The organism is Candidatus Aquicultor secundus, from assembly GCF_002791875.1.
GTDB classification, from domain to species: Bacteria; Actinomycetota; Aquicultoria; order Aquicultorales; family Aquicultoraceae; genus Aquicultor_A; species Aquicultor_A secundus.
The window spans coordinates 12,501-24,676 of sequence record NZ_PFNG01000132.1; the positions used below are offsets into that span (position 1 = coordinate 12,501).

General features: G+C 50.4%; 11 protein-coding genes and 2 rRNA genes (1 of these 13 only partly in view). 4 read left to right on the forward strand and 9 right to left on the reverse strand.

Going from position 1 to position 12,176, the window contains the following annotated elements:
- Both COY37_RS05480 and rrf read left to right on the forward strand, forming a co-directional pair.
- A 23S ribosomal RNA gene (locus tag COY37_RS05480) occupies nt 1-3,617 on the forward strand; it begins 357 nt to the left of the window's first position.
- Between the two features lie 228 nt (nt 3,618-3,845).
- A 5S ribosomal RNA gene (gene rrf, locus COY37_RS05485) occupies nt 3,846-3,962 on the forward strand.
- A gap of 66 nt (nt 3,963-4,028) precedes the next feature.
- Here rrf and COY37_RS05490 read toward each other — a convergent pair.
- The 3 genes from COY37_RS05490 to COY37_RS05500 form a co-directional block, all read right to left on the reverse strand.
- On the reverse strand, nt 4,029-4,448 hold the full coding sequence (locus tag COY37_RS05490) for a type II toxin-antitoxin system VapC family toxin (protein ID WP_286678172.1): 420 nt from the start codon (nt 4,446-4,448) through the stop codon (nt 4,029-4,031).
- Complete coding sequence (locus tag COY37_RS05495) at nt 4,432-4,677, reverse strand: type II toxin-antitoxin system Phd/YefM family antitoxin (RefSeq protein ID WP_286678173.1); 246 nt, start codon at nt 4,675-4,677, stop codon at nt 4,432-4,434. The genes COY37_RS05490 and COY37_RS05495 overlap by 17 nt, the downstream gene beginning before the upstream one ends.
- 222 nt (nt 4,678-4,899) lie before the next feature.
- The gene (locus COY37_RS05500; protein ID WP_286678174.1) at nt 4,900-5,202 is read right to left on the reverse strand and encodes a GYD domain-containing protein; all 303 of its coding nucleotides are present in this window, start codon (nt 5,200-5,202) and stop codon (nt 4,900-4,902) included.
- Between the two features lie 212 nt (nt 5,203-5,414).
- On the opposite strand from COY37_RS05500, the gene COY37_RS05505 reads away from it, so the two are divergent.
- Nucleotides 5,415-5,804, forward strand: a complete 390-nt coding sequence (locus COY37_RS05505; protein ID WP_286678175.1) for a DUF302 domain-containing protein — start codon at nt 5,415-5,417, stop codon at nt 5,802-5,804.
- Nucleotides 5,805-5,820: 16 nt separating this feature from the next.
- On the opposite strand, the gene COY37_RS05510 is transcribed toward COY37_RS05505, so the two are convergent.
- From COY37_RS05510 to COY37_RS05535, 6 genes are all read right to left on the reverse strand, one after another.
- The gene (locus COY37_RS05510) at nt 5,821-6,501 is read right to left on the reverse strand and encodes a DVU0298 family protein (protein WP_286678176.1); all 681 of its coding nucleotides are present in this window, start codon (nt 6,499-6,501) and stop codon (nt 5,821-5,823) included.
- 113 nt (nt 6,502-6,614) lie between these two features.
- A complete protein-coding gene (locus tag COY37_RS05515; protein ID WP_286678177.1) occupies nt 6,615-7,262 on the reverse strand; it encodes a DVU0298 family protein in 648 nt (215 codons plus the stop codon).
- Nucleotides 7,263-7,273: 11 nt separating this feature from the next.
- Nucleotides 7,274-7,738, reverse strand: coding sequence for a hypothetical protein (locus COY37_RS05520; protein WP_286678178.1), 465 nt, complete (start codon nt 7,736-7,738; stop codon nt 7,274-7,276).
- 48 nt (nt 7,739-7,786) lie between these two features.
- Complete coding sequence (locus COY37_RS05525; RefSeq protein ID WP_286678179.1) at nt 7,787-9,010, reverse strand: ABC transporter permease; 1,224 nt, start codon at nt 9,008-9,010, stop codon at nt 7,787-7,789.
- 2 nt (nt 9,011-9,012) lie between these two features.
- On the reverse strand, nt 9,013-9,759 hold the full coding sequence (locus COY37_RS05530) for an ABC transporter ATP-binding protein (protein ID WP_286678180.1): 747 nt from the start codon (nt 9,757-9,759) through the stop codon (nt 9,013-9,015).
- Nucleotides 9,746-11,662, reverse strand: a complete 1,917-nt coding sequence (locus COY37_RS05535; protein WP_286678181.1) for a permuted SH3 domain-containing protein — start codon at nt 11,660-11,662, stop codon at nt 9,746-9,748. The genes COY37_RS05530 and COY37_RS05535 overlap by 14 nt, the downstream gene beginning before the upstream one ends.
- 226 nt (nt 11,663-11,888) lie before the next feature.
- On the opposite strand from COY37_RS05535, the gene COY37_RS05540 reads away from it, so the two are divergent.
- Nucleotides 11,889-12,095, forward strand: coding sequence for a hypothetical protein (locus COY37_RS05540; protein ID WP_286678182.1), 207 nt, complete (start codon nt 11,889-11,891; stop codon nt 12,093-12,095).
- Nucleotides 12,096-12,176: the final 81 nt, after the last annotated feature.

A 12,176-nucleotide genomic window follows, 5' to 3' on the forward strand; every position in this document is an offset into this window, starting at 1 on the left:
CAAAACTCATTGCTAGTCGAATGATTCTGGAAAGAACAGCCACAGAAGGTAAAAGCCCTGTAGGTAAAAGCTTTGAGACTCTCGGTGACCACCTGAGTACCGCGGGACACGGGAAATCCTGTGGGAAGTCACGAAGACCACTTCGTAAGGCTAAATACTCCCTAGCGACCGATAGTGAACTAGTACCGTGAGGGAAAGGTGAAAAGTACCCCGGGAGGGGAGTGAAATAGTACCTGAAACCGTATGCTTACAAGCAGTCGGAGGAAGACTTTAAGTCTTCTGACGGCGTGCCTTTTGTAGAATGATCCTGCGAGTTATGGTGTGTAGCGAGGTTAAGCGAAAGCGGAGCCGTAGCGAAAGCGAGTCTTTAAACGGGCGTTTAGTTGCATGCTGTAGACCCGAAGCTGCGTGATCTATCCATGGGCAGGTTGAAGCGAGGGTAAGACCTCGTGGAGGACCGAACCGACTTCAGTTGAAAATGGAGCGGATGACCTGTGGATCGGAGTGAAAGGCTAATCAAACGCAGTTATAGCTGGTTCTCCCCGAAATAGCTTTAGGGCTAGCCTCGGATGTTTTGTTGTGGTGGTAGAGCACTGATTGGACTAGGGGCCTCACCAGGTTACCAAACCCAGTCAAACTCCGAATGCCATAACTTTAGAATCCGGGAGTCAGACAGCGGGTGATAAGATTCGTTGTCGAGAGGGAAACAGCCCAGACCGTCGGCTAAGGTCCCCAAATCTATGCTAAGTGGCAAAGGATGTGGCGTTGCACAGACAACCAGGAGGTTGGCTTAGAAGCAGCCATCCTTCAAAGAATGCGTAATAGCTCACTGGTCAAGTGATACTGCGCCGAAAATGTAACGGGGCTCAAGCATAGTACCGAAGCTGCGGCAGTGCATTTATGTGCTGGGTAGGGGAGCATTGTCTGCGGGATGAAGTCAACGTGTAAACGTTGGTGGACTTCAGACAAGTGAGAATGCAGGAATGAGTAGCGAGAGTCAGGCGAGAAACCTGACCGCCGTAAACCCAAGGTTTCCAGGGTAAAGCTAATCTGCCCTGGGTTAGTCGGGACCTAAGGCGAGGCCGAAAGGCGTAGTCGATGGACAACGGGTAGATATTCCCGTACCACCGAGTCGCGTTATCAGCGAGGGGGTGACGGAGAAGGGTAGCTCAGCACGGCGTTGGTTGTCCGTGTTTAAGCCGGTAGGGCGTCTCCTAGGCAAATCCGGGAGGCATTAAGCCTGAGAGGTGATGACGAGCCGATTGAGGCGAAGTGAGTGATCCCATGCTTCCAAGAAAAACCTCTAGCGAGTGGCTTTGGTGCCCGTACCCCAAACCGACACAGGTGGGTAAGTAGAGAATACTAAGGCGATCGAGAGAACTCTGGTTAAGGAACTCGGCAAAATAGCCCCGTAACTTCGGGAGAAGGGGCGCCACATTAGCGTGTAAGGTTTTCCCCCAAGCGTGAAGTGGCCGCAGTGAAAAGGCCCAGGCGACTGTTTACTAAAAACACAGGTCTCTGCTAAGTCGTAAGACGATGTATAGGGGCTGACGCCTGCCCGGTGCCGGAAGGTTACGAGGAGGGGTTAGCGGATTTTTCGGATGATGCGAAGCTCTGAATCTAAGCCCCGGTAAACGGCGGCCGTAACTATAACGGTCCTAAGGTAGCGAAATTCCTTGTCGGGTAAGTTCCGACCCGCACGAAAGGCGTAACGATCTGGGCGCTGTCTCAACCAGAGACTCGGCGAAATTGTATTACCGGTAAAGATGCCGGTTTCCTGCAGCAAGACGGAAAGACCCCGTGAACCTTTACTGCAGCTTGATATTGGATTTTGATTCATCGTGTACAGGATAGGTGGGAGGCTTTGAAGCTGGGGCGCAAGCCCTGGTGGAGCCAACCTTGGGATACCACCCTTGATGTATTGAGGTTCTAACGGTAGGCCGTTATCCGGCTACCGAACAGTGTCAGGTGGGCAGTTTGACTGGGGCGGTCGCCTCAATTTGGGGCGCCCTGGCGGTGACGTCAGGGGCAAATCTGGCTGTATGCTGGGAGGTCCGTTCCCTAGCTAACTTTCGACTCCGTAAAGTAAGCGAAGGGATGAAGAATCCAGAGTTACCCAATTTCATGGGTGAAAATACTACTGGTGCGGATAATCAGCAGGGAAGTCCTAGAAACCTCAAAAGATTCCAACAAATTCTAGTGACCCCTCAACGACTATACGCCAGACTCGCAAATTAAATTCTAACAGTAACTTAACTCCAAAAATTAATTGGCGAGATGATATAGTCTGAACTTCATAGCGATATGAAGCCCGAAAGGGAGTCTAGCAAGGAGAAAAAGGTGCATTCTAATGAGATTGAAGCTTATAAGCGAGATCTAAAACTTAGCCGTGAGCAGCGAGACGTATTAGTTGGTCTGCTGCTTGGGGACGGTCATTTAGAGACGCAAAATGGTGGCAAAACCTACAGGCTGAAGATCGAATATGCGATCAAAAATGGCGACTATTGTCGGCATGTATACGAGATTTTCAGGGAGTGGGTGTTGACGCCGCCAAGGGAAAGGGTCGTGAAAAGCGGCGAGCATCAATCAGTCAACTTAGTGTTTAGTACCGTAAGTCATGGAGCATTTAGATTTTATGCCCAGCAGTTTTACAAAGATGGCAAGAAGGTTGTGCCATCGATGATCAAGAGACTGCTGAAGGCGCAAGGTTTAGCTTATTGGTTTATGGATGATGGATCGGTCAAGTCAGACCAGTCGAAAGGTGTAATACTTAACACTCAGGGATTTAGCAGACAAGAAGTAGAACGACTTATTGATGTGTTGAAAAGCACTTTTGAATTAGATGCATGGGAACGCAGACAGAAGGAAGGATATCAAATTTATATCTCTGGCTATAGCTTGGAAAAGTTGTTGGACCAGATTAATAAATGGATTCATCCGTCGATGCGTTACAAGATTCCTAAAGCTAGACGAACATAATTGCCTAAAATGTAACGGAGGCGCTCGAAGGTTCCCTCAGATTGGTTGGCAATCAATCGCAGAGTGTAAGGGCACAAGGGAGCTTGACTGCGAGACTGACAAGTCGAGCAGGTACGAAAGTAGGACCTAGTGATCCGGCGGTTCCGAGTGGAAGGGCCGTCGCTCAACGGATAAAAGGTACTCCGGGGATAACAGGCTGATCCCGCCCAAGAGTCCACATCGACGGCGGGGTTTGGCACCTCGATGTCGGCTCATCGCATCCTGGGGCTGAAGTAGGTCCCAAGGGTTCGTCTGTTCGCCGATTAAAGCGGTACGCGAGCTGGGTTTAGAACGTCGTGAGACAGTTCGGTCCCTATCTGCTGTAGGCGTAGGAAATTTGAGGGGAGTCGTCCCTAGTACGAGAGGACCGGGATGAACAGACCTCTAGTGTACCAGTTGTTCTGCCAAGGGCATTGCTGGGTAGCTATGTCTGGATTGGATAACCGCTGAAAGCATCTAAGTGGGAAGCCAACCCCAAGATGAGATTTCCCACTCTTATGAGTTAAGACCCCAGGTAGACTACCTGGTTGATAGGCCGCAGGTGGAAGAATAGAGATATTTGCAGCCGAGCGGTACTAATTGGTCGAGGACTTGATTGTCACGAGACCGACGCTGTGTAGTTTTGAGAGGTTCAATGGTAAGTTGAACTCTTTCAGAGCGTTCAAGGTTCATGGATCCATGGCTTTTTAGGTCCGGCGAAGAAGTAAACCGGGCCGAAAGCCAAGAACCACGAGCTTTGAAGCGCATTGCTCCGTTTGAGGCGTAATGCGCTTGTCCGATGCATCGGACAATGGTACAATTGATAAGTTATAAGATTTGTTTGCATTTTCGGTGGCCATAGCGAGGGGGAAATACCCGTTCCCATTCCGAACACGGAAGTTAAGTCCCTCAGCGCCGATGGTACTGCTCGGGTAACTGTGTGGGAGAGTAGGACGCTGCCGATTCTATAAGGTCTCCATGGAAAACCGTGGAGGCCTTTCCTTATCTTGCATCGATAGACAGTGTTATCACTATGTTATAATGTATTCGGTCTGAAGCCCTGCGTTGTCGGCCGCCATCAACTGTCTTCTATCCGCAGTGACAAAAAGCCCTGCTTGCCATTCCAACGCACAAGCAATATGTAGCGCATCCATTGCGCGCAAGACATTTCTCTCCAGTAGCTTGACTGAATGAGCAACAACTGCTGGAGTTAGCTGAAGCACAGTTGCATCGCGAACATCATTTAATAATTGCCTTTTTATCTTGCGGTAGTCGTTTGCTGTCAAAATCCCTTCTCGCAATCGCCGGTTAAGTCCGGAAACTATTTCAGGCACTAAGATAATACATAGACCCAACTGTGACGCACGTCCAAGAAGGCGATCGATGTTTTCGCTTCCATTCTCTAAGACATACCTTTTGGCGAGAGCTGAAGAATCAACCAGCAATCTCATCTTCAGCCTCGCGTTCTTCCAAAATAGCCGATGACAAGTCGCTTCCTTGCACTTGTAGGCGAAGACCTGGTTGTTTCCATGAGGGTGTCCGTTTGGCTCTGTCGGAAAACGGTATTATTTCCGCAACGGGTTTACCACGCCGCATGAGAATAAGCGTTTCCCCATGTTCAACCTCGGTTATAAAATCTGATGCCTTTTTGCGAAAATCTGTAAAAGTAATGGTTTTCATAGAATTGCCTCCTTAATAGTACATCCAAATGTACAGCTAAGAGGTCATCATGTCAAGACCTTAATAACCTTCCATCTGTATGGTTCTTGTTGGCACTGATGATATAGTCTGAACTTCATAGCGATATGAAGACCGAAAGGGAGAGTATAAGGACGCTGCCGATTCTATAAGGCCTCTGAGCCAACAGCTCAGAGGCCTTTCCTTATGTATCACTTATCTTTTCTACGCTGCTTGCAACCCCTTAAGATCCTGGATTACTTTGTCGACCTCAATGGCGGGCATGGTTCTTGTTCTAATTGTACCGCGGGAGCCGAGTTCGATGGCCATCTTTACCATAGTGTCGTTATCCGGGGCTTCGATGAAGTTGACGAAATCGAAATCGCCCATAACCATATATTGGGACATGATTTTCACACCGAACTTTTCTGAGACCTCGTCGTTCACCTGCTTGATCCTCTCGGGATTTTCTCGAAGTGTCTTCATTCCGTCATCTGTCAGGCTGGTGAGCATTACAAACATCGCCATACCGTTCTCCTCCTTTTTAATAAAAAAACCGGCTTTCGATAAAATTATACCCAATTACGGGAAGCCTTAAGGCGCACCGCCAATGATGAAACCAGGTACGTTATTATTTATGTTCCGGGCGCAACGAGAGAAGAGAAATCTATGTTTGACATCTATACCCCCCTAGGGTATATTACTAGTAAATATACCAATTGGCTAAGGGGTTGATAGATGTGAACGTAGAGGATTTTGCATACGTGGTGGAGACCGAGAAGAGTTTTGAAGAAGCATCCGTGTCGGTTTTGCGGGCCGTCGAGCAAAAGGGCTGGGCGGTATTTAACGTCATCGATATCGGCGAGAGGCTGTCATCTAAAGGGTTTGATCAGAAGCCGCTTAAGTTAATCGAGATGTGCAATGGCAAACACGCCAACACGTTCTTGAATAAGAGCAGGTATGTATCGTTGTTCATGCCGTGCCGCATCAATATTATGGAAGAAAACGGTAAGATCAAGATAGCGACGATGCGCGCATCCGTAATGTCGCAGTTCTTCCCGGAAGTTGTCGCCGAAGAAGCCATGGCCGTAGAGAAAGCCGTCATCGAGATCATCGATAACGCTAAATAAGGTACAAACCTTGCCGCTAGCCTTGTCGCCCGTTAAGGGCGGCAAGGGCCTCCTTGGCTATCTGCGAGATTGTTCTCTCTTGCAGCTCACCATTATCGTAAACGCGAATACGGCTATCGTCATCCAGTAGTCCTTTAAGCGTCTCCTTAACATCGATTACCAGCCCTTCTAGGACACGCACATCGGAGTCGCCAATTACGCCGAGCGCCCATGCCGCATGACCGCGCGTTGTGTTGCTGGGGTTTCTTAAAAGCCCGACGATGTAAAATATCTTATCTTTCAACAGGTCGGGACGCTCTTGACCGATTCGGCGCATCGACCACAACAGGCCCTTTCGAACCCTGCCATCCCAAATATATGAGAACATCCTGGGGATCGCTTTGCTGAATTCGTCGGGGCGTGCCGCAACGATAGCGCCGATTGCCTCTATCGACCCCCAGCCGTTGCCGCCGGACTTATCTTCTAATGAGACAAACAGGCGGGTTAACATGGTGTTTACCTTCTCCCGGCTCATAATATCCGGATATTTCGCGATTCGCCCAAACGCCTCGGCGGCCCGCCAGTGCAGCAGGTCATTCTCGCTGTAAAGCAGTGACCGCAGGTATTTAAGGACGCCCCTCTCGCGGGCGGCCAGTTCTACTACTCCGTCAAAATCTTTTTTCTCTAAAAGGCTTTTTATGTCATCCTTTAACGACAAGCGAATCGCTCCTTTTTTAGGATTAATACCCGGTACTGTATATCATGCATATTTAGTTCCTGCTATTACTTTAACTTACAGGTGCCCGGTAATCAATTATTACCTGCTAGATTTTACCTTTTAAGTTCCGCAAGAGATCGCGTTGCGAGTTTGCCTACGGTTGTGCTCTGCAACTCTCCTTCGTCGTAGATAAACAGAGGGCCTGCATCCTGCTGTAATGCTCTAAGCTTTTTTATGGTATTGGGATCACCCATGGCGCCGAGCGCCCAGGCCGCATGTCCGCGCGTGGTGGCGTCCGGATCGTCGAGCAACTTAATGATCGCAGGTACCGAATCTTGTACGAGATCGGGTCGTTTCTCGGCGATTTTCCTGGCGGACCAGAGAACGCCTCTGCGCAGGATGGGGTCTTCGATAAACGATAGGACAATGCGCCCGAAATCAGGGAGGGAGTTTGGCTGTTTTGCAACAACGGCTCCCAGCCCTTCGGGTGCGGGCCATGCGGTTGCTCCAGACTCCTCGGCCAACGACCAGACGAGCCGGCGCGGGATGTTTCTTTGACCATCTGCCCCGCTCGCGCACTGCCCTTGCCTGCTTGCTACCACGCCCAGAGCTTCGGCGGCCCGCCAGTGCAGTAGGTCGTCCGTGGAGTAAAGAAATGAGAGCAGGTATCGCACAACACGGCCTTCCTGTTCGGCAAGGTCGGCGATCTTCTCAAATTCTTTAGCGTCTAAAAGTAGCTTGACCTCGGTTTTAATACTCAACTACCCGCCTCTCACTTACCGGCTTGTCCTTGGCCTCCTGCCTGGTTGTCTCGTCTTGGGCCTCCTATTTGGACCATGGTTGCTGTGACGCTGCCGTCTGAATTATCTTTTCCGAACGCCATGACGCGTTCGCCCTTTTTAATATCGGTTTTCGTGCCAGATGCAAATTTGCTGATCGATGTACTTCCTGAAAGCATAACGATCTTTGAGCTTCCATCGGTCATCTTGACTGTAAAGCTATTGGCATCCTGGCTGATTACGTCACCGGACACCGGTCTGCCTTGGCCTTGTCCAAAGAACCGCCTGGCACTGTTTTGGCCCCCTTGACCCCCCTGACCTTGTCCGAAACCGGCAAACTGGCCGCCTGTTGATGACGCCTGGGATTTTTGATACGTCATGCCGCCGTAGAAGTCTCCCCCTCCGGCGAGCACAACAAGTGCCACCATGATTGCGATGAGAGTGCCTTGACTTTTCATACCCTAATACCTCCTTAAATAATGGCGCTTATCTAATATTCTTTTCGATTATTCGAAGCGCAATGCCTCAATCGGGGAAAGGCGTGCGGCTTTTCGGGCCGGGTATAAGCCGAACACGATGCCGATTGCCCCTGACACACCGATTGCAAGAATAACCGCTGACAATGAAAGAGTAAACGGTAATCCCATGAGACTGGAAATTATATACGAGAGCCCAACCCCGATAATCATGCCCAAGAAGCCGCCGACAACCGTCAGGATTACCGCCTCGGCAAGAAACTGCGAAACGACGTCGCGGTCGCGTGCGCCCAGAGATTTTCGAAGCCCGATCTCCCTCGTGCGCTCGATAACGGTAATCAGCATGACATTCATGATGCCGATACCGCCGACGAGAAGGGAGATGGTGGCAATACCCGAAAGTAACATCGTAAACGTGCCGGTCACCTGCGTGGCGGCTCCCAGGATATCCTCTTGCGAGAAGATGCTGAAGTCCGCCTGGTACGGATTTGTTATCTTGTGCCGTGCCAGCAGAAAATAGCCGACCTGGTCTCTCGCCTGGTTCATGACATCTGCGCTTTTAGCTTCAATCGAGATCGACCCTAGGTAATTAACCCCGAACACGAGTTTCTGGGCTGTGGTAAGCGGGATGATCGCTATGTCATCCTGATTCATAAAGCCGGTGCCGCCCTTGGAGGTTGTTACGCCGATTACTCTGAATGAGATGTTGCTTATCCGGATCGATTGGCCGATCGGACTTGCTCCAGAAGGAAAGAGGTTGCTTATCGCTGTCGGGCCTAACACCGCTACCCTTTGCATCCCATCCACATCCTGCTGGGAGAGAAAACGGCCGGAAGAAACAGTAACTTTACGCACATCGGCATACGCCGGTGTGGCCCCAAGGATTTGCGCATTCTCGTTGTTCCTACCGGCGATGATTTGCGCGCGCCTGGATAATTCCGGTGAGACCTTTGCGACCGTGGTTATCTGGGTTGAAGAGGCGATGGCTTTTGCATCGTCGTTGGTTAAGGTCGTGCCGCCGCCGGAGGCTCCGCGAATGCCGCCACTATTTTGTGCGCCGGGCGATACGGTGAGCATGTTAGAGCCGAGCGATTGTATTTGGGTCTGCACAGTTTGCTGACTTGCTTGCCCCAGGGAGACAAGCGCGATAACCGCACCGATGCCGATAACGATACCGAGCATTGCAAGCGCCGTGCGCATTTTATTTAGTTTAAGTGCCTCGAGCGCGGTAGTTAGCGTTTCAAAAAACTCCATTACTAGTGCTCCTTCTGCACAAATGCGCGTTTTGATGTGTGACTATCGGTATCTTTAACGATCCTGCCGTCCTGGATAAAAACGGTGCGTTTTGCATGCTCGGCGATATACGGTTCGTGTGTAATCATAACAATAGTGTGCCCTTGATCGTTTAAGTCTTGAAAGATGGCGATAATTTCTTCGCCTTGAGCCGTAGCCAGATTACCGGTCGGCTCGTCGGCAAGGATAATGGACGGGTTCATCGCCATGGCCCGTGCAATCGCAACACGCTGCTGCTGCCCGCCCGAGAGCTGGTTTGATGCATGATCGATCCGGTCGCCAAGGCCAACCCTGTCGAGCAACGCCGTAGCACGCTTGAGGCGTTCGGTCTTCGGAACGCGGGCGTACGCCATCGGTATCATTACATTTTTCAGCGCCGTTGTGCGCGGCAGCAGGTTGTATGCTTGAAAAACGAAACCGATATTCTTGTTTCGAATCGCGGCAAGCTCGTCCCTGGATAGTTGCCCGACATTCTTTCCATCGAGCACGTAGGTGCCCGACGTTGGCGTATCGAGCGCGCCAAGAATATGCATCAACGTTGATTTGCCGCTACCGGATGGACCCATAATCGCTACGAATTCGCCTTCTCGCACTTCAAAGGAGACATCGGCCAGAGCAACGGTTTCTACCGAATCGTTCGAGTAGACCTTAGAGAGGTGTGATACCTGTATGATAGGCCGCCCATAGTTCGTTGCGTTAGCGCCCGCCACCGAAGCCTCCTCCTGCTCGCATGGAGCCGCCGCCCAATGGCGATCCGCCACTAAACGGGGAAGAAGAACTGCCACCCGACGTTTGTGCGGCAGGTGTAGTGCTTCCGGTTATGACGTCTTGGCCTTCAGAGAGCCCGGAGAGCACTTCTAACTGCGAATCTGACGAAAGACCGGTCTCTACAACAATGGTCTGCGCCTGACCGCTCTTAAGTATCTGTACGGTTGATTGGCCGTTTTGCGACGTTTTCATCGCGCCCAATGGGATGAGAAGCACATTATCTTTGGTCGCCGCGATGATGCTTGCATTTACCGCCATGTTGGGGAGGATGCTCTCATCTAACATATCGAACATGATAGACACAGGGTAATTAGTTACACCAGAGCTTACCGTGCCGGCCCTATTGATACCGAGCACTTTGCCGGTAAACGTCTTTCCTGAAAATGCGTCGAGCGTTAATGTTGCTTTTTGGTCGACTTTCACCTTACTGATATCGATCTCGGATAAGTTCACCGTAGCCATCGGGTTGTTACTGATTGAAATGTGTGCAATTGTCTGGCTGCCTGAACTTGATCCCCCTGTGCTGCTACTGCTGGATTGTCCCTGGCTTGAGGCGCTGCTCCCCGACGAGGCGTTGGTACCGCTACTGCCACTCGAAGAGCTGCCGGAAATTGCCATACCCACCGTAACCATAAGGTCGCTGATTTTGCCGTCTGTCGGGGCGACTACGGTGCCCAACGTGTCTTGATAGGATTCTAATGCCGAGTTGAGATCGGCCTTCGCCTTAAGTAATGCACTACTGCTGCTCTTTATCTTTTGGCGTGCAAGAGGACCGCTTAATGACGCCTGCGCTATTGTGTCATCAGCGCTATTATATTTCTGCTGTGCCAGTGTGAGCGCTGTTTGCGCCGCCTCAAGGTTATAGAGCTTCTGTTGTTTGTCTGCATCGCTTACCGATGGATCCTGCGCCTCGTTCCACGCATTTTGTGCCGCGACCAAAGCGGCTTGCGCTTGCTGCAAATCTTTTTGAAGGGAGAGATTTGATTGCTGTTGGTTTGTCGAATTACTTAAATCCGCATCATCATATTTCTGCTGCGCGAGCGCAAGTGCGGTTTGGGTGGCTTGAAGAGCGTAAAACTTCTGGTTTAGCTCACTGCTTGATGTTGAAGTGGACTCCGCTGCAAGGTTATATGCATTCTGCGCTGCGGATAGTGCGGATTGGGCTTGCTGCAGGTCCCGCTGCAGCGTAAGTTTGTTCTCATTGTTTGCTGTCGAGTTACTGGAACCGTTATCGTTATATTTCTGCTGCGCCAGCGCGAGGGCGGTCTGGGCCGCTTCAAGGCTATAGAGCTTTTGCTGTTTGTCGGCTTCACTCGCGGACGAGTCCTGGGCTTTATTCCATGCGCTTTGCGCAGCCGTGAGCGCCGATTGGGCTTGCTGAATATTCTGAAGCGAAGCGAGTTTCGACTGGTCTGCATTGTTTACATCGGTGCCCGCAGAGCCCGCATCTTTCTTTGCCGCAAGCTGGTTTGCAACCGCAACATCTACCGCATTTCTCGCGCTTAGATAGGAGGACCACGCTTTTGCTTTTGCCAGGCGCCCATCCCGGTCGAGTTGGATCTTAAGGATTTTATCCCCGGCCTTAACCGTATCGCCGTCTTTTACATAGATAGTTTTTACTATACCGGTTGCCTGTGTGGTAATCGGCACGTCACTTGTGGCAATCTGACCGGAAGCGTTGATCGAGGATATAATCAGTCCTCGCTCAACCTTTGCGGTCTGGTATTGCGGTTGGTCGTTCTGGCCGCGCGCGACGACCGTCCAAACGATTACAATCAGCAAGACCAATAATCCAAAGGCGATAATCACTTTTTTCCTGGCACGCATAGTGTCCGTAATGCTCATGCTAGTCTCCTATAGGTAAGAATATGTGGCATCCAAAAGCTCGCAGGGTATCTCACATAAAGATAGTCCTTAACATAAGCCATTATTATAAACAAACCTGAGAAATAGCTTAGAAAAAGGAAGTCGTGAGTGTTCATCACCCTATTTTTCGGTTGGATTCGGTTGGAAGAATATGGTATCAATTAGCGCATGTTGGTAGTAACATAAAAGCCGGGAGGCGGAACACATGAGAGTAGAAGGTCTGTTTGAAGAATATAAGGAACTGGAGAAACAAGCGCATGAGCTACGACGCAAAATTCATTGCCGGGGAAATTGTGATCTGTGCGTCCGAGAGGCCGCTAAGACCAAACAGGAACTTATCGATATAACGTTGAAAATGGATGAGATTAGCGAGGAGCTCGGTAGAGAGCGTAAACTCACATATCATTGCTAAAGCACGATTGTAGTTTGTTATAGAACAAGAACACGAGGCCCAGAAAGTACCGCTTAATAAGAAGTGCTATTGAGCCGCGCC